Annotated in this window: 12 protein-coding genes and 1 pseudogene; 9 read left to right on the forward strand and 4 right to left on the reverse strand. The window is 59.9% G+C overall.

Annotated elements, in window-relative coordinates:
• Positions 1-96: 96 nt before the first annotated feature.
• Positions 97-1758, reverse strand: a complete 1662-nt coding sequence (locus WMO46_RS13375; protein ID WP_349094524.1) for a DUF6377 domain-containing protein — start codon at positions 1756-1758, stop codon at positions 97-99.
• Between the two features lie 624 nt (positions 1759-2382).
• On the opposite strand from WMO46_RS13375, the gene WMO46_RS13380 reads away from it, so the two are divergent.
• From WMO46_RS13380 to WMO46_RS13400, 5 genes are all read left to right on the forward strand, one after another.
• The gene (locus WMO46_RS13380; RefSeq protein ID WP_196017790.1) at positions 2383-5418 is read left to right on the forward strand and encodes a SusC/RagA family TonB-linked outer membrane protein; all 3036 of its coding nucleotides are present in this window, start codon (positions 2383-2385) and stop codon (positions 5416-5418) included.
• A gap of 22 nt (positions 5419-5440) precedes the next feature.
• Entirely contained in the window at positions 5441-6985 is a 1545-nt protein-coding gene (locus WMO46_RS13385; RefSeq protein ID WP_281717350.1) for a RagB/SusD family nutrient uptake outer membrane protein, read from the forward strand.
• 22 nt (positions 6986-7007) lie between these two features.
• Positions 7008-8516 (forward strand): glycoside hydrolase family 30 protein, encoded by a 1509-nt coding sequence (locus tag WMO46_RS13390; protein WP_349094525.1) that lies wholly within the window; start codon positions 7008-7010, stop codon positions 8514-8516.
• Between the two features lie 21 nt (positions 8517-8537).
• Complete coding sequence (locus tag WMO46_RS13395; RefSeq protein ID WP_288661846.1) at positions 8538-10568, forward strand: DUF5125 domain-containing protein; 2031 nt, start codon at positions 8538-8540, stop codon at positions 10566-10568.
• 77 nt (positions 10569-10645) lie between these two features.
• Positions 10646-12880, forward strand: a complete 2235-nt coding sequence (locus WMO46_RS13400) for a glycoside hydrolase family 3 C-terminal domain-containing protein (protein ID WP_349094526.1) — start codon at positions 10646-10648, stop codon at positions 12878-12880.
• Positions 12881-12931: 51 nt separating this feature from the next.
• Here the strand turns inward: WMO46_RS13400 and WMO46_RS13405 are convergent.
• The 3 genes and pseudogenes from WMO46_RS13405 to WMO46_RS13415 form a co-directional block, all read right to left on the reverse strand.
• Positions 12932-13464: pseudogene (locus tag WMO46_RS13405) on the reverse strand (GNAT family N-acetyltransferase).
• A gap of 35 nt (positions 13465-13499) precedes the next feature.
• On the reverse strand, positions 13500-14300 hold the full coding sequence (gene cdaA, locus WMO46_RS13410) for a diadenylate cyclase CdaA (RefSeq protein WP_019150693.1): 801 nt from the start codon (positions 14298-14300) through the stop codon (positions 13500-13502).
• A gap of 364 nt (positions 14301-14664) precedes the next feature.
• Positions 14665-15252 (reverse strand): OmpH/Skp family outer membrane protein, encoded by a 588-nt coding sequence (locus tag WMO46_RS13415; RefSeq protein WP_129651916.1) that lies wholly within the window; start codon positions 15250-15252, stop codon positions 14665-14667.
• A gap of 99 nt (positions 15253-15351) precedes the next feature.
• Between WMO46_RS13415 and ruvA the strand changes: the two genes are divergently transcribed.
• From ruvA to WMO46_RS13435, 4 genes are all read left to right on the forward strand, one after another.
• On the forward strand, positions 15352-15939 hold the full coding sequence (ruvA, locus tag WMO46_RS13420; RefSeq protein ID WP_019150691.1) for a Holliday junction branch migration protein RuvA: 588 nt from the start codon (positions 15352-15354) through the stop codon (positions 15937-15939).
• A gap of 162 nt (positions 15940-16101) precedes the next feature.
• Positions 16102-16695, forward strand: coding sequence for a hypothetical protein (locus WMO46_RS13425; protein ID WP_026076510.1), 594 nt, complete (start codon positions 16102-16104; stop codon positions 16693-16695).
• Positions 16696-16727: 32 nt separating this feature from the next.
• Complete coding sequence (locus tag WMO46_RS13430; RefSeq protein ID WP_349094527.1) at positions 16728-18335, forward strand: hypothetical protein; 1608 nt, start codon at positions 16728-16730, stop codon at positions 18333-18335.
• A 194-nt stretch (positions 18336-18529) separates the two neighbouring features.
• Positions 18530-18766, forward strand: coding sequence for a hypothetical protein (locus WMO46_RS13435; protein ID WP_026076508.1), 237 nt, complete (start codon positions 18530-18532; stop codon positions 18764-18766).
• Positions 18767-19208: the final 442 nt, after the last annotated feature.

Here is a 19208-nt window from a genome sequence, read left to right on the forward strand (position 1 = left end):
CGGACGATAAAAAGAGACCGCGGATTTTCCGCGGTCTCTTTTGTTTTCGCCTTTGCGGCCGGAGATGCCGTCGGGCGGAATGTCCCGATGAAGCGGTCAGAGGTGCTGCGGGCTGAATGCCCCGATGGTCTTGATGCGCTCCTCGAAATTGTCCCGCGAAACGAGCGTGTGACCCTTGATCTTCGAACGGTAGTTGTAAATCGTGCTCACCGAGTAGCGCAGCAGGGCGGCGATCTTCGACGAGTCGTTGATGCCCAGCCGGATCAGCGCGAAGATGCGCAGCTCGGTGTTCAGCAGTTCGCCCTTCTTGGGCTCGATGCGCGCCTCCTTGTCCAGCAGCGAGTTGAAGTCCTCGATGAACGTGGGGTAGAGTTGCAGGAACGTCGTGTCGAAATTGCGGTAGAACTCCTCCAGTTCGCGGCTGTCGCCGTCGCTCGATGCGTACTCCTTCTTCAGTTCGTCGATGCGCCCGTCGCGCAGCAGACGGCGCACCCGGCGCCGCGAGTCGATGATCTTGTCGATGTATTCCGAACACATCGTCAGGAAAATGCCGATGTACTCTTCCTTCACCTCGTTGGCTTCGGAAATCTGGCTGTTGAGGCCGGCCAGCTGTTCGTTGATCCGTTGCAGGTCGTTGTTCGAGATGTTGAGCCGGTTGTTGGCCTGTTGCAGTTCGAGCCGCGCGAGGCTGAGCTTGCGGTTCTGGCGCAGGACGAAGATCACGCCCCCGAGGGCCAGCAGCATGAAGCAGACGATCGACACCACGAAGATGTTGTACATGGCGTCCATCCGCTGCCGCCGGGCCATGTAGGCTTCCTCGATGACGTGCAGGGCCAGCGCGTCCTGCCAGGGCCGGAGCCGGGAGTTGAAGAACCGCGCGTCGTCCATGACGATCCGCATGTAGCGCATCGCCCGCTGGATGTTGTCGTCGTCGAGCAGTGTGTTGGCAAGGCTTTTCAGCGCCGCATTGTCGCGGATCGCCAGCTGGATGTCGGTCATCGCCGAGCGGGCGAACCACACCTGCGCCGTGAGGGTGTCCTCCATCAGGTCCGCCACCAGCGCCCGCATGTACGACGCCTCGGCGTAGCCGCGCGAAAGGGGCGGCAGGGTGTTGCACAGCCGTTCGGAGATCTCCACCGCCTGCTCGTAATTGCGGTCGTTGATCGCCTGCCAGAGCTTGAAATTGAGGTGCGTGGTCGATTCCGGCTCGGTGTTCTCCACGATCAGCCGGGCGTAGAGCACCGTGAGGTGCCACGATTGCGTGCCCTGCACCGAGTCGTGGGAGTAGAGTTGGAGTTCGTCGTTGAGTTTGTGGCGGGCGACATAGTAATCGACCAGTTGTTTCCGGTCGAGCTTCGCGGTGTCGATCTGTTGCAGAAGGGTGGCCGCTTCGAGGTAGATGCCCGCCGAACTGTAAAGGTAGGCCAGTTGGATGCGGCTCTCGTCGAGGCGCCGTGCGTCGTGCATCTTTTTGGCCAGATTGATGTTGCGGTAGAGGTAGTCGATCGTGGAATCGGCCTGGTAGGGGGTGTATTCGTCGATCAGTTGTTGGTTCAGGATGTAACGCTGGGCGTCCGAAAAGTCCGATTTGCCGAGGATGCTTTTCAGCGATTCGATCCGTTGTTCGCGGCCTGCGATGTAGGAGTCGCGGTGCGAGAGGGTGGCGTCGAGTTGCGAGAGCACGCTTTTCAGGTCGTTCTGTGCCAGGACGGATGGCGTTGCGGCGAGCAGCAGGGCGGTAAACAACAGGTTTTTCATGGGCAGACGGTATCTGTTAGGTCCAAACAAAGATACGAATAAGCGAGTGCAAAAGCAAGTTTACTTGCATTTTGCCGAGCGGGAGTATCTTCGGCGCAGCCAAAGATACGAATAAGCCGACCTCGGAAAGCGGGGCTCGCTTGCATTTTTTCCGAGGCGGAGTATCTTCGGCGCAGCCAAGGTACGAATAAGCGGGGCAATGTCAAATTTATTTGAACATTGCCGGGCGCCCCGGCAAAAATCCCCGACACTGAAAGTGCCGTTACGGCATCACCGACGGAACGGGCGGTTTTGCCGACGCTATCGCCGATTTTGCCGGCGGCTCGGACGGCGGAATTAATTAAAATTTTTTATTTAATTGTTTTCCCGACGCTTTTTCTTCCGCGGAAAGATTCCGGGGCGTCTACTTTTTTTTGAAAACAGTAAAATATTAATATATTGATAATCAGTAAATTATATTTTAACGAACGGGTTTTCGGTTTACAAAATTCAGTTTAATTTTTTTTCATGTCGCAGAGGTTGTTTATTTTTATTTAAGAGAAACGAAGCGGGGTTTATACTGAATTTTTAAGAATCCATCATACCTATTTATAATAATAACCAAAACCTAAAATCTGATTTCCTATGGTACATGTATGCAAAAAGCTGCAATCGGGCTGCCGGACAGGATGGATGCTGCTGCTTGCGGCGGCTATGCTGATCGTGTCGGCTCCGGTCCTGGCCCAGCAGCGGGCGACCGTGACGGGAACGGTCACCGACCAGTCGGGACAACCCGTCATCGGGGCTACGGTCATCGAGCAGGGCACCACCAACGGTGCCACGACGGGCGTAGACGGCACTTATACCCTCAAACTCAAAGGGGGGGGGAATTCTGCTAACCTGATTTTCCAGTCGCTGGGATTCGTCTCGCAGACGGTCGCCCTGAACGGCCGCACGAAGGTGGACGTGAAACTCAGCGAAGACGCCGTGGCCCTCGACGCCGTGGTGGCGATCGGTTACGGTACGGTCAAACAAAAGGACCTCACGACGGCCGTGTCGATCGTCAAGACCGACGACCTCGCGCGCCGTCCGATCACCTCGGCTTCCGGAGCCTTGCAGGGCAAGGCCGCCGGTGTGCAGGTCATCCAGCCCAACGGCTCGCCCGGTCAGGGCATGGTGGTCCGCGTGCGCGGCGCTTCGTCCATCTCGTCGAGCAACGACCCGCTCTATGTGGTTGACGGCGTTCCCGTGGGCGAGGGCAACTACGCCATCGCTTACCTCTCGCCCAACGAGATCGAGTCGATGCAGGTGCTGAAAGACGCCTCGTCGGCCGCCATCTACGGTTCGCGCGCCGCCAACGGCGTGGTGCTCATCACCACCAAGCAGGGCAGCCGGAAGATGGGACCCGAGATCTCGTTCTCGACCTTCGTCGGCATCTCGAAGGTGACCAAGAGCTTCGACGTGCTCAACGCCCGGCAGTACCGCGAACTGATGGAGGAGAACGGAGCCGTATCGGGACTTCCCGAGACGCTCACCGATGTCACCGACTGGTTCGACGAAACCTATTCGACAGGCGTCAACCAGAACTACCAGTTCTCGATCTCCAACGGCGACGAGAATTCGTCCTACTACCTCGGCGGCGGCTACACCAACGAAACGGGTATCATCAGCACCACTTCGTCGGACCGCTACAACGTGAAGGCCAGCCTCGACAAGAAGATCTTCAAATGGGTTTCGGCCAACGCCTCGACCACCTTCTCGCACTACACCACCAAGGGTTCCATCATCTCGGGACAGGGCGCCAACCGCGCCGGCGTGGTCGTTTCGGCCATCACGACCCCGACCTATGCGCCGATCTGGGACCCCGAGAACCCCCAGCAGTACTACAACAATTTCTACGGCGCCAACCTCACGTCGCCTCTCGAAAACATGGCCCGCACGGACTATGACAAGAATGTCACCGACCGTCTGCTGCTTTCCGGCGGCCTGACCTTCTACCTGGCCAAGGGGCTGACCTTCAAATCGACGGTTTCGATGGACCGCCGCTGGGTCCACTCGTCGTCGTTCCTCGACCCGATCCGCACCTCCTACGGCCGGACGCAGCACGGAACCGCCTCGGACACCCGTTCCGACGACATGCGCATGGTCTACGACAACATCCTGACCTGGAACAAGTCCTTCGACCGCCACAGTCTCGAAGTGATGGCCGGCACATCGGCCACGACCTCCGTGTGGGAGCAGCTCTCGGGATCGCGCTCCTATTTCTCGGCCTCCAACAACAACGCCATCCCCAATCTGAATGGCGGCAACAACGGCGGCGTCCGCGGCCAGAGCTACGGCAAGTCGGAGTGGTCGATCATGTCCTACCTGGCGCGCGTGTCGTACAATTTCGACAGCAAGTACCTCGTGACGGCCAATTTCCGCGCCGATGGCTCCTCGAAGCTGGCTCCCGGCCACCGCTGGGGCTATTTCCCGTCGTTCTCGGCGGCCTGGCGCATCTCGGGCGAAAAGTTCCTGAGCGACGTGCAGTGGATCAACGACCTGAAGCTGCGCGCCGGCTGGGGACAGACCGGTAATCAGGCGGGCCTCACCGAATACGGCTGGATGCAGCAGTACAGCACGAACTACTACGACTGGACGCTGACCGAGAACGCCCATGCCGTGCCGACCGTCGGCGGACGCAGCAACATCAAGAATCAGGACCTGACCTGGGAGACCACCTCGCAGACCAACGTCGGTCTGGACTTCGCGCTGCTGAACAACCGGCTGAGCCTGTCGCTCGACTACTACTACAAATACACCAGGGACATGCTGATGAGCGTGCCCCTGCCGTCGCCCTATCCGAACATCACGCGCAACGACGGCGAGATGTCGAATCAGGGCTTCGAGATCACCCTCTCGTCGGTCAACATCGCCCGGAAGGATTTCAACTGGTCAACCGACCTGAACGTCTCGCTCAACCGCAACAAGCTCGAAAAACTCGACCTGAAACAGGTCTACTACTACGCCAAGACCTCCGACGCCACCAACGACAACGTCGTCCGCATGACGCCGGGCCATCCGCTTTCGATGTTCTGGGGCTACGTCTCCAAGGGCGTCGATCCCGAGACGGGCGACCTGATCTACGAGGACCGCAACGGCGACGGCGAAATCACGCCGCTGGACAAGACCTGGATCGGCAACGCCAACCCCAAGTTCACGTTCGGCATGACCAACAACTTCTCGTGGCGGGGGTTCAACCTGAACATCCTCATCACGGGCTCCTACGGCAACGACATCTTCAACGCCTCGCGCATCGAGACCGAGGGCATGACCACGGCCAACAACCAGACCACCACGGTGCTGCGCCGCTGGCGCATCCCGGGTCAGCAGACCGATGTCTTCCGCTCGGACAACCCCTCGTGGAACGTGAAGAACTCGACCTACTGGGTGGAGGACGGATCGTATCTCAAGGTGAAGAACATCACCCTCTCCTACGACATCACCTCGCCCAAGCTCAAACGCATCAACATCACGCGCATCCAGCCGTACGTCTCGCTCCAGAACTTCATCACCTGGACCGGCTATTCGGGTTACGATCCGGAGGTGAGCCAGTCGGAGAGCGCTACGCAGATGGGCATCGACTGGGGAACCTATCCCAACGTCCGCACGGTGGTCGTGGGCCTGAACCTTACTTTCTAATTCCGGAAAACAAGAACCGATCATGAAAAAGATATTATCATACGCTGCGGTGTTTTCGCTGGTTGTCGCGGCTTCGTCGTGCAGCCTCGAAAAATTCCCCGAAACCATGTACGCCGAGAACAACACCTCCGGCACGGGTGACGCCGAAACGGCCATCAACACCCGCGAACTGCTCGAAGGCCAGCTTACGGCCATGTACAACTACATGAAGGGCGACTTCCAGAACTACTGGTACCAGCTCATCGTCCTGGCCGAAAGCCGCGCCGACAACGCCTACGGCTGCCCGGGCGAAACGAAGACTATGGCCGTCGAACAGAACCAGATCGACAGCGACAACGAATTCGCGGCCACCATGTGGAACTATTCGATGAACGCCGTGGACTATGCCAACCAGGTCATCTGCAATATCGACCTCGTGAAGGAGAACGACCCGTCGCTCACCGATGCGGAATACAAGGAGTGGCTTTCCGAGGCGCTTTGCTGGCGCGCCTACATCTGGATCAACATGATGCAGCTGTTCGGCGAAATCCCGATGCTGACCGAGATTCCGCCCGCCATCAACGCCGACAACATCGAGGAGGTCTACCCGCTCTACTTCCCCTCCCGCGTCTCGAAGGAGACCGTCGGCGAACAGATCGTCAAGGACATCGAGGAGTACGCCTGCAAATACGCCCCCGACATGGACGCTTCGAACAAGTTCAAAATCACCAAGGGCTTCGCCTACGGCCTGATGGCGCGTTTCTACTCCCTGCGCGAGTTCCGCGACTGGTCGAAGGTGGTTGCGGCCTGCCAGACGGTCGAGGGCATGGGTTACAGCCTCTGCGACAGCTACGGCGACCTCTGGGCCTACACCACGGGCGATACGGGCATGGCCGCGATGAACACCCGCGAGTCGATCTTCGAGGTGCAGTGGACCAGCCAGACTTCGGGTTCGTGGATGTGGATGATGTTCCACCGCAACGCCTACGTCCCCAACGACAGCTTCTCGTGGGCCAAGTGGAGCACGCCGTCGCGCAGCCTCACGAGGGCCTATAACGCCGCGGGCGACACCGAGCGCCTGAACGCATCGGTCGTCTACGACGAATGCGGCTGGTCGTACCAGTATCCCAGCGACGAATACGCCTTCATGCACAAGTTCCCGACCAACGTGACGCCGGTCTACGTGATGCGTCTGGCCGACATCCGGCTGCTGCACGCCGAGGCGCTGGCCAACTCGGGCGATCCGGGCGGCGCCGCCGACATCGTGGACGAGATCCGCGGCCGCGCGGGCCTCGGCAAGCTGACCGACGCGCAGCGCGCCTCCGAGACGCAGATGCGCGAAGCGGTGCTCGACGAACGTCGCCTCGAACTGGCTATGGAGGGCTTCCGCTGGTTCGACCTGATGCGCTACGGCGACGATTATTCGAAACTGATCGAGGTCTGCGACGGCGTCAACGTCAAGGGTTCGTCCTCCTACGACTCCTACTTCAAGGTCCGCCGTGCGATGAACGACAACCGCGTGCTGCTGCCGATCCCGACCAGCGTGCTCGACGACAACACCAATATCGAACAGAACCTGGGTTACTAAATCTTAAAATTGCGATACGACCATGAAATTCACGATCAATAACAACCTGCGTTTGCTGACCGGCTCGCTGCTGCTCGCCGGAGCGGTCTGCTGTTCCAGCGGAAGCGACGAACCCGGTCCCAACCCCGGCCCGGAGCCCGAACCCGTCTCGGGAGATGTCCGCGCCTATGTCACCTCGGCCAACGGCAACCGCCTGTTCGCGGAGGAGGGGCTCTCCTATTCGAAAGTCTCGATGTCGCCCTACCGGGTGGAGCTCGATCCCGCGACGATCTACCAGACTATCGACGGATTCGGCCCGGCCATGACGGGGGCCACGTGCTACAACCTGCTGAAGATGTCGCAGGCCGACCGCACGGCGATCCTCAAAAAGTGCTTCGATCCGGAGACCGGCGCCGGATTCAGCTTTATCCGCGTGCATATCGGCGGTTCGGACTTCTCGATGGACGAATACACCTGCTGCGACCAGGAGGGTATCGAGTTCTTCGCCATTCCGGAGGTGGAGAAGGAGGGCATCTTCCCCGTCCTGAAAGAGGTTCTGGAGATCAATCCCGAGATCAAGATCATGGGTTCGCCGTGGTCGTGCCCCAAGTGGATGAAGGGCACGGTCGCCGATCCGTCGAAACCCTATGATTCGTGGACCAGCGGGCGTCTGAATCCCGCCTATTACGACGACTATGCCGAGTATTTCGTGCAGTGGGTGAGCGAGATGGAGGAGAACGGCTTCCCGATCTACGCGATCACGATGCAGAACGAGCCGCTGAACCACGGCAATTCGATGTCGCTCTACATGCCGTGGGAAGATCAGCTGGCCTTCGTCAAGAAGCTCGGCCCGGCCTTCCAGAAGGCGGGCATCAAGACCAAGATCCTCTGCTATGACCACAACTACAACTACGACAACGTAGCCGGACAGCAGAGCTACCCGCTCAACATCTACGCCGACGGCGAGGCGTCGCGGTGGGTAGACGGATCGGCCTGGCACAACTACGGCGGTTCGGTGACCGAGCTGGACAACATCTTGGCGGCAGCCCCCAACAAGTCGATCTACTTCACGGAGGCTTCGATCGGTACGTGGAACTACAATTTCGAGAGCTGCGTCATCGACGATTTCGAGTCGATCTTCCTCGGAACGCTGAGCCGCATGGGCCGGGGCGTGCTGCTGTGGAACCTGATGCTCGACGACAAGGGCGCGCCGAACCGTCCAGGCGGCTGCACGACCTGCTACGGGGCCATCGAGATCAGTTCGTCGGACTACAAGACGCTCAAGTACAACAGCCATTATTACGATCTGGCGCAGTGCGCCAAGGTCATCCGTCCGGGAGCCGTGCGCATCGGCACGTCGGGCTATACGGCTCCGGGCCTCACCTACCTGGCGTTCGCCAATCCCGACGGCTCGAAAGCCTTCGTGGCCTTGAACCGGAACAGCAGCGAGCAGACCGTCGCCGTGTACGAAAGCGCCGACCGTTCGTTCAAATACACCATCCCGGCCAAGTCGATCGCCTCGTTCCGCTGGGGCGCCGCGGCTGAAAACTAACCTTAAAAAAACTCGCAGAACATGAAAACGCTGAAATATATCGCATTGTCGCTGCTCGCCGCGGCCTGCACGACGGCGTGCAAGGACGATCCGGAACTGCTCACCACCGATGTCGGTCCCGAGATGACGGCCGTGTCGTCCGACGCTTCGGGAGTCTTCGGCGGCAAGGTCGGCTTCGAGGCGACGATGACCGACCGCTATGCGCTCTCGACGCTCAAGGCGCAGATCTTCTTCGACGACGAGATGGTCGCCGAGGAGGTGATCCGCACCAAGGAGAACGGCACCTATTCGGGCACCGTGACGCTTCCTTTCTACAAAAACGTTCCCGACGGCGAAGCCACGCTGCGCCTCGTGGGGCAGAACGTCCGCTTCGGGCAGACCTTCGTCGAACGTCCGCTGGCCGCCTCGCGGCCCAAACCCGACCATCTGGTCTTCGTGCTCGGCGAGCAGGAGTACCGCATGGAGCCCACGGGCGTCGATTACGAGTACGCCGTGACGGCCGATTTCCCGCAGAAGCCCCAGGGCTACATCACGACGCCCGACCTCGACGGGCAGGGCTCGGTGGTGACGTTCGGTTACAGCTCCGAGCAGGGCGGGATCGTCTCCGACTCGACCGAACCGATTCCCTTCGCCAATTCGAACGCCGGGGAGTTCACGGTCACCTTCAATCTGAAGAGTTTCGAGGGTTCGCCCTTCATCAAGCTGCTCTTCAACGATGCGGAGATGACGATGGTGGACAACGACAATTACAGCATCGTCACTACGCTGACGCAGAATCAGACCTACACGCTGACGGGCGTTTCCGATTTCGCCGACTGGGACATCGACCGCGACTTCTTCGAACGGGCCGACGCCTCGAATCCCGAGGCCCTGACCTTCCTGCCGATGTCGGGCATGTACAAGGTGACGGCCAATTTCAAGCACAGCTACCTGCGTATCGAGGCCATGAAGTCGGCCACGGAGCTTGCGACGCTCAACGAGGACGGTTCGGGGGCCATCTGGGCCATCGGCGGCATGTCGGTCGGCAAGCCGACGCTGAAAAACGCCGCCAGCTGGAGCCCCGAGCAGGGCGGCATGTGTCTGGCGCGCGTCGCCGACAAGAAATACCAGCTGACGTTCGTGGCGGGCGTTTCGATCGACGCTTCGTCGTTCGACTTCAAGTTCTTCCACCAGAAGACCTGGGGCGGCGAGTTCGGCGGCGACGATATTTCGACCGCGAGCGATCTGGTGAAGATCAGCGATTCGGGCAACCTGGGGCTGGCCGAGGGCAAGACGCTCGATCTGGGCGGCATCTACCGCTTCACGGTGGACATCTCGGGCGGCAATACGGCTGCCGTGCTGACCGTCGAGAAAGTGGGCGAGCAGGAGCTTCCGCCCGCCGACATCACCGTCAACGGCACGAAGATGACCCAGCTCGATATGGACAACTACCAGGTGGACCTCGACCTGACGCAGGGTCAGACGCTGACGCTGGGCGGTGCCGACGCCTTCACGCCGGCGTGGATCAATCCCGATTTCTTCGAGGCGGCTTCCGCGACGAGCGTCAAACTGGTTCCCGTGTCGGGCAAGTACCGCATCACGGCCAACCTTGCGACCAAGGTGATCGACGCGCTGGTGCTCAACGCCGACGGTTCGGGACTGGCGACGCTGAGCGACGACGGCCACGGAGCGGTCTATTTCATCGGCTACGGCATCGGGTCGCCTGCGGCCGCCGACGAGCCGGGCTGGACGACCGAGAAGGGCGTCTGCGTGCCCGAGGCCGCTTCCGGCATCTACCGGATGACGGCGCAGGCCGGCGTGGAGGGCAGCACGGTCCTCGGCCAGCGGTTCCGCGTGAGCGGCTGGAGCGGCAAGTTCTTCAAGAACCGCGGCTGGGACGGTCTGGGAACTTTCTCGCTGGCGGCGGGCACCGAGGCTTTCTTCTCGATCGCCGGGGACGGCAACATCGAGATTGCACAGGGCGTGACGCTCGAAGAGGGCGCCACTTACGAACTGACGCTCGACGTGACGGGCGGGAACGATCATCCCGTTGTGTCGCTGGTCAAGAAATAATCATTATCTTTGTACGCGAAGTGCGCAGCCCTCGGACTGCGCACTCCGTGTGCAAACCGAACAAATTTTTTATTCCAATGCCAAACAATGTTCTGATAAAGACCCTTGCCGGAGTGTGCGCCCTTGCGGCGGTGGCCTGCGGCGGGGGGCAGCAGCCCCGGAGCGATGTCGCCGTCTACCTCGACGAATCGCAGCCGATTGAAAAACGTGTCGAGGACGCCCTTTTGCGCATGACCCTCGAAGAGAAGGTCGCCATCCTCCACGCGCAGTCGAAATTCTCGTCGGCGGGAGTTCCGCGCCTGGGCATTCCCGAGGTGTGGTGCACCGACGGTCCTCACGGCATCCGCCCCGAGGTGCTGTGGGACGAGTGGGAGCAGGCCGGCTGGACGAACGACTCCTGCACGGCCTTCCCGGCCCTGACGTGTCTCGCCGCGACGTGGAATCCCGAAATGTCGGCCCTCTACGGCAAATCCATCGGCGAGGAGGCCCGCTACCGCGAGAAAGACATCCTGCTGGGTCCTGGCGTGAACATCTACCGCACGCCGCTCAACGGCCGCAATTTCGAGTATATGGGCGAGGACCCCTTCCTCTCCGCGCGGATGGTCGTTCCCTATGTTCGGGAGGTGCAGAAGAACGGCGTCGCCGCCTGCGTGAAGCACTTCGCGCTGAATAATCAGGAGGTGCACCGCCACGGCATCGACGTTGAGGTCGGCGACCGGGCGCTGTACGAGATTTACCTTCCGGCCTTCAAGGCGGCCGTCGAGGAGGGCGGCGCCTGGGCGATCATGGGCTCCTACAATAAATATAAGGGCCAGCATTGCTGTCACAACCAGTATCTGCTGAACGACATTCTCAAACGCGACTGGGCGTTCGACGGGGTGGTCGTCTCCGACTGGGGCGGCGTCCACGACACGAAGCAGGCCGCCGAGAACGGTCTCGACATGGAGTTCGGGTCGTGGACCGACGGTCTGAGCTGGGGAGCCAGCAACGCCTATGACAACTACTATCTGGCCGCTCCCTATCTCGACATGCTGCGCAAGGGAGAGGCTTCGACGGCCACGCTCGACGACAAGGCCCGCCGGGTGCTGCGGCTGATTTTCCGCACGGCGATGAATACGCAGAAACCGTTCGGGTCGCTCAATTCGCCCGAACATCTGGCCGCCGCACGCCGCATTGCGGGCGAGGGCATGGTGCTGCTGAAGAACGACGGCGGGGTGCTGCCGATCGACCTCGGGAAGACGAAGCGGATCGCCGTCGTGGGTGAGAATGCGATCAAGATGATGACCGTCGGCGGCGGCTCCTCGTCGCTCAAGGTGCGGCACGAATATACGCCGCTGGAGGGCATCCGCGCCGCCGCGGGCGACAAGGCCGAGGTGATTTACGAGCGCGGCTATGTAGGCGACGTGACGGGCGACTACAACGGCGTGAAGACGGGGCAGGACCTCTCGGAGAAGCGTTCCGAGGAGCAGCTCATCGCCGACGCCGTGGCTGCGGCGCGCAAGGCCGACGCCGTGATCTTCGTCGGCGGACTCAACAAGAGCGACCATCAGGACTGCGAGGGTGCCGACCGTCTGCAATACGGCCTGCCCTATGCGCAGGACAAGGTGATCGAGGCGCTGGCCGGGGCCAATCCCAACCTGGCCGTCGTGATCGTTTCGGGCAACGCCGTGGCGATGCCGTGGATCGACCGCGTTCCGGCCGTTCTGGAGGCGTGGTTTTCGGGTTCGGAAGCCGGCAACGCGCTGGCCGACGTGGTGTTCGGTGCCGTGAACCCCTCGGGCAAGCTGCCCTTCACCTTCCCGGTGCGTCTGGAGGACAACAGCGCGCATGCGTTGGGTGAGTACCCCGGTACGGACAAGATTGCCTACAACGAAGGGATTTTCGTGGGCTACCGCTGGCACGACAAGGAGCGGATAAAACCGCTGTTCGCCTTCGGCCACGGCCTGAGCTATACGACGTTTGACATTGCGAATGTGACGGCGGACCGCACGGCCCTTGCGGCGAATGGCCGCATCCGGGTTTCGGCCGACGTGACCAACACGGGTTCGCGTCCGGGCGCCGAGGTCGTGCAGCTGTATATCGGCGACGAGCAGTCGTCGCTGCCGCGTCCGGTGAAGGAGCTGAAAGGATTTCAGAAAGTTTCGCTGAATCCCGGCCAGACGCAGACGGTGACTTTCGAGATCACGCCCGATATGCTTCGATACTATGACGATGCGAAGGGCGCGTGGGTTGCCGAGCCGGGTGCGTTCACGGCCTGCGTGGGCGTCGCGTCGGACGATATTCGCGGCACGGTGGAGTTCGAATTGAAATGATTCCGCCGCCGGAAAAGGGAAGTCCGCGACCCTTCGGGGCCGCGGACTTTTTCATTGTTCGGTCCGGATGCGATAGAGGGCGTGCCTCCGCAGGGGATGGCCTTCCGGCAGGGCAGGGTGGTCGAACTCCCCGGCGTACTCCATGCCGAGCCGTTTCATCACGTTCAGCGAACGCCGGTTTCCGACGTAGGTGAAAGAGATGAGTTCCGGGATGCCGAGTTTCGCGGCGTGCGCGATGCAGGCCCGGGCGGCTTCGGTGGCGTATCCCTGTCCCCAGGCGTCGCGGCGCAGGCGCCAGCCGATTTCGATCTGTCCCGCCAGCTCTCCGGAGCTGGTTACGCGGTGCAGTCCGACGTAACCCAGGAGTTCGTTGTCAGAAAGACGTTCTACGGCATACAACCCGAATCCGTCGGTCGAGAATTCGTCGCGGATGCGTTCCATCAGGGCTTGCGACTCCGCATCCGTCAACGGTGCGGGGTAAAACTCCATGACTCGCGCGTCGGCGTTCATGGCGCGAATGCCGGTCGGTCTTCCTCCCGCCATGCGCGCAGTGCGAGACGGGCTGTTTGGGGCGGAAATAACATTTCAATATGATTTCAGCCGGATGTCCCGGGCTTTTTTACTCCGCCACCTCTTTTTTCGAGCGTTTGCGCGTGTTGATCGTCAGATAGCGTTGCAGGGTCTGCTGCAACCGCACGGGGTCGATGTCCAGGCGGATTTCGCCGCCCTGCGCGATCGAGATGTCGCCCGTCTCCTCGGAAACGACCACGATGATGGCGTCCGAGATCTCGCTCATGCCGATTGCCGCGCGGTGGCGCGTGCCGAACGACTTGGGAACGTCGCTCTGCGTCACCGGGAGGATGCACTTGGCGGCCACGATCCGGTCGCCCTCGATCAGCACGGCGCCGTCGTGCAGGGGCGCGTTCTTGAAGAAGATGTTTTTCAGGAGCGATGTCGAGACCTTGGCGTCGAGGGCGATGCCGCCTTCGGCGATCAGCCGCAGGTCGCTCTGCTGGCCGATGACGATCAGCGCCCCGGTCTTGGTCTCCGACATTTCGCGGCAGGCCGTGACGATCGGCGCCACATTGGTCTGCACGGTGTCCTCGCCGGTCGAGAAGATGCGCGAGATGAAGTTGAAATGTTTCTGGCGCATGCCGATCATTTGCAGGAAGCGCCGCAGTTCGGGCTGGAAGACGATGATCAGCGCGATGGCTCCCACCGAGATCAGTTGTCCGAGGATGGTCGATAACAACTCCATGTTCAATGCCCGCACGACCACCCACAGCAGGTAGACGGCGATGATTCCCGAGAGGATATACGGCGCATTGGTGCCCTTGGTCATGCGGTATATCCAGTACATGATGACGGCAACCAGGATGATGTCGATGAAATCGACGAATGTGAACGGAACGAATCCCATCGTTTGTCGGCGTTATTTGGTTTACAAAGGTACAAAAAAATCGGCCGGGGCCAAAACCGAACTGTGTATCCCGGTCCGGCAAAACCTTCCGACCCTAAAAAGTGCCGTTACGGCACCAAAGGTACAAAAAAGTCGGTCGGTGCCAAAACCGAACTGTGATCCCGGTCCGGCAAAACCTTCCGACCCTAAAAAGTGCCGTTACGGCACCAAAGGTACAAAAAAGTCGTATAGGTTCAAACCCGAATTGCGATGCAGTCCGGCAAAACCTTTCCGGCAAAAGTGTCGTTGCGACACCAAAGGTATAAAAAAACACCGACTTCCGCTCAGCGGGGAAGCCGGTATTTTATTTTCCGCGGGGCGGAGGCTATTTCTTCTCGGCCTTCTTGTCCGCCGCGTAGAGTTCGTTGACCTTCGCCAGCACGGCGGGGGTGATGTTGAGCGTCGTGTCGGCGTCGATCAGCGCCGTGGCGTTGATGATCAGTTTGTACTTCTTGCCGGCGTTGATCTCCTGCACGGCGCGCTGCAACAGGTCCTGGGCGCGGTTGGTGAACACGTAGTTCTCCTCGTCGAGCGTCTGGGCCTCCTTCTGGGCGTTGGCCTGGTAGGATTCGGCCCTCTTCTGGATGCTCTCCTGCTGGGACTGCGCGTCGCGCGAGGTGATGAGTCCCTTCTGGTACTTCTCCTGCAACTGCGCGGCTTCGGCCTGAAGTCCCTTTTCACGCTGCGCCCAGCTCTTCTGCGCCTTTTCGGTCTTCTCCTGGAGCGCTACGCCTTCGGTTTTGTAGAGGTCGCATTGCGCCAGCACGGCTTCGACCTGAACGTAAGCGATGTCGCTCGAAACAACCTGCTGTGCGACCGCTTCGGCCGCATCCCCGGTCTGCTCTGCGGTTTTCGTGCCGCAGGCCGCGAGGACGAGAGCCGCAGCCAGCGCCGGAAAGAGAGTTTTTTTCATGTCGTTTTGCTATTTGAAAAGTTAATTATTCTGCGTTTGAGTCACAAAGGTAAAAAAAAATCTTTACTTTTGCCCAACCTGCATTAAATTTTGACTTTCATGTACGAATACATCAAGGGAACCGTCGCCGAAGTCGCTCCGGCTTACGCCGTTATCGACGCCGGCGGGGTGGGCTACTACCTCCATATTTCGCTCGAAACCTATGCCGCCGTCGAGCACGCCTCCGAGGCCAGGCTTTACGTGCACTATGTCGTCCGCGAGGACGCCCAGCTGCTCTACGGGTTTTCGACGAAGATCGAGCGGGAATTGTTCCGGCTGCTGATCAGCGTTTCGGGCGTGGGCGGCAATACGGCCCGCATGATCCTCTCGACCTACTCGCCGCGCGAATTGCAGGGGATCATCACCTCGGGCAACGCCGTGCTGCTGAAGAACGTCAAGGGGCTGGGCCTCAAGACGGCGCAGAAGATCATCGTCGAGCTGAGCGGCAAACTCGCCGTGCTGGGGGCCGATACGGCCGATGCGCCCCTTGCCGCGGCCGACGGCGGCAGTTTCGACGAGGCCCTCGCCGCGCTGGTCATGCTGGGCTTCGCCCGCGCCGCCGCCGAAAAGGTCCTGCGCGCCGTGATGCGCGAACTGCCGCAGGCTCCGGTCGAGGAGCTGATCCGCGCGGCGCTTAAACGCCTGTGACGTGAAAAATGCTCCGTGCGGGGATTGTTACGGACGGAAGCGACGGCCGGCATTCCCGGTTTTTCTTCTTTTTTTGTCCGCCGGCATGCCGTGCGGACGTTTTTTTTCGTTTCTTGTTCGTAAATCGGATTGTTTTATGTAAATTTGCACGATTGTATGCCGATGAAACGACTTATCACCTTACTGAGCGTGGCCCTGCCCGTGCTGTTGAGCGGTTGCTCCGACGAGGAGGACATCCTCCCCGAGCAGCGCGAGAAGATCGTCTCGTACCTCGAAAGGACCCACACCCCGACACTCGTTTCCGAGGCCGAGGCCGACGAGGAGGGGCAGTTGCCGTTCTATACCACCGCGGGCAGCACGGTCTACCGGTATATCATCAATTACTACCGTCCCAACCGGGAGTCCTATCCGGCGGTGACGGCCGCGTCGAAGGTCACCATCACCTTCCGGGCCTATGTCTTCAGCTATTCGAACATTACGGATTCCACGTTCCCGTTCTATTCGAACGATCCGTTGTTGCAGGCGGCTTATGAGGACCTGGGGCTGACGCCCGGGGCGTGGTCGTTCGAACCGCTGACGCTCGATATGCGCGGCGACATACTAAAAGGACTCCGGCATGCGTTACTTGGTTGTCGTGCCGGGGACGAGGTAGAGGCGTACATGACCTACAACGAGGCTTTCGGCGACAAATATTTCACGACGATCCCGCGGGAAAGCCCGGTCGCGTGGTATTTCACGGTCGAATCCGTCGAATGAACGAACCCGAAAAAAGAACCGTTTAACGAAATATGAAATTGATCACCCGTTTTCTGTACCTCCCGGCAGCCTGCATCGCGCTGCTGTCCTCCTGTGCCGAAGATCAGACCGAGTCGTACGACAAGTTCGAGGACCAGGCCCTCGAAGCGTATATGACGCAGAAGCATCCCGAATTGCTGGAAAATTACCAGACCGAGGGCGGCTATTACGTCGATGTGCTTGAGGCTGGCGATCCCGATGCCAAACCGGTGAACGATACGATCTGCTGGGTGAAGTTCGATTTCTCGGGCCGCGACCTGAGCGGCAACATCGCCCTCACGCGCCGCGCTTCGGAAGCCTATCAGCTCGGGACCTTCACCAAATACACCCATTACGTGCCTTATTACCGCTACTGCGGCACCGCGAACTCCGGACTGATCGAAGGCACTTACCTGGCCATGCGCAATACGCTGCATCTCGGCGAGGAGTACATCAAACTCAAAAAGGAGCAGGATGGATTCGACCTCGAACCGGAATTCCTGCTGCGCGAGGGCGCCAAGGTGCGGCTCTATATGCCTTCGCGCGTCGTCGGTTCGGGCGGTCTGGGCGGCGACGGCGGTTACGAGGGGCAATATTCGCTCAGCGCCAAGCGCCCCCTCATCATGGAGATGGAGATTTGCGGCATCGATAAGAACCCGCTGGAGGCCGAAGGTTCGCTGGTCGATGCTTTCGCCAAGTCCAACGGCGGGATGGTGATGTACACCAAGGACGGGGAGGACGGCACCGAAAAGCGCCCGACCGACCCCAACGACCCCAAACATCCCTACAACCGTGCCGAGCGGTGGGTGAGCGCCTGCGACACCGTGGCGCAGCTCTACGTCAATGTCAAGTACGATCCGGCCGAGACGCTGGCAGGGGACAAGTTCACGTTCGATTTCGCCGATCCTGAAAATGATGTCGCAAACAAACCTTATAACGTCGGTTACGAGCCTTATAACGGTTCCGATCTGGAGAAAGAGATCTCCGAAGCGCTTGTGAAGCGTTTCCACGGCGAAGGCGACGACTACAAGGTCTACGAGGGCGTGGATAAACTCGAATCGGATTCGGTCGGACTCGACGGTACGGCCAAAATCTGGTATATCGGCCGTTTCCTCGACGGCTTCATCTTCGATACGAATATCGACGAGGTGAAGGAGATCATCTACGGCGAGGTGACCTCCGAGGGCGAAGCGTACTCCTATACGCCGGAGGAGGGCGGACTGATCACGGCTTTCTACTACACGGTGCCCAACCTGCGCTACGGCCAGTGGGCGGCTTTCGTCACCACCTCGACCAACGCCTACGGTACGACCGGCAAGAGCGGCAGCTCGACCACCTCGTCGTCGGGCAACGGTTATTCGTCGAGCTATTACGATTATCTGAACTACCTGAACTATTCGCAGCTGTATTACGGCAACAGCGGCCTTTACGGCGGTTATTACGGCGATTACTACGGATACGGCGGTCTGGGCTACGGAGGCTATTACGGCGGTTATTACGGGGGCTACGGCTACGATTACGGTTCGACGGGCACGACTACGACCACGACGACCGTGACGACGGAAATTCCCTCTTTCGCGCCGCTGATCTTCCAGTTCTACATCGAGCCGGCGGAGGATTGATCCGCGTGTCGCACAACGGTTTCGGACTATGGAAAACCCTGCTTCGGCGGGGTTTTTCTTTTGCTCCGGCGCGACTTCCGTTCTTTTTCGCGCGCGTTTCACTTTAATTGCACTTTTTCAGGCAGAAATTTTGCAATTACGCAAAATTGTACTAACTTAGTTGTGCAGAACCATCAACCAAAAATTCAAGGGATATGATTATCACATTTAACGAGTTGCGACGTATCAAGGACAGGCTGCCCAGCGGCAGTTCGCAGCGCATTGCAGATGAATTGGGAATCGACGTGGAGACGGTCCGGAACTATTTCGGCGGCAAACACGAGTCGAAAGAGTGTGTCGGCGTGCACTTCGAGCCGGGGCCGGACGGGGGCGTCGTCACGTTGGACGATACGACGATTCTCGATGTCGCAATGCGTATCCTGAGCGAGTGATCGAGTTATAGCGATTCAGTCCGGCGGATGCCGGAGGAAGGGCCTGCATTTTGCAGGCTTTTTTTCGATTCTCACGGGCACCTTTCGCCCTGCCTTGTCCGTCCCGAACGGGAAATACTTCTGTATGTCCCGTTCGGGACGAACTGCGTTATGACGAAATCTGCTCCGCGATAATCAAAAACACTCCGATCTCTTAGGCAGGTACGTCTTACGCGGGTAGGTGAGGTCATTCCGAGCGAACGAAGTGAGCGTGGGAATCCGTTGGAAGCGTTGTGAGGTCGCGGCATTCAATCGGATTGCCACGGCACCTGCGCTGCCTCGCAATGACGGGGAGGGCGTAGAACCGGAAGAGAGCCTCCCGGCAAACCCTCGCCCCTAAACTGGCGTCTTGCGTGGGTAGGAGAAGTCATTCCGAGCGAACGAAGTGAGCGTGGGAATCCGT

Source organism: Alistipes intestinihominis, from assembly GCF_040095975.1.
Taxonomy (GTDB): Bacteria; Bacteroidota; Bacteroidia; order Bacteroidales; family Rikenellaceae; genus Alistipes; species Alistipes senegalensis.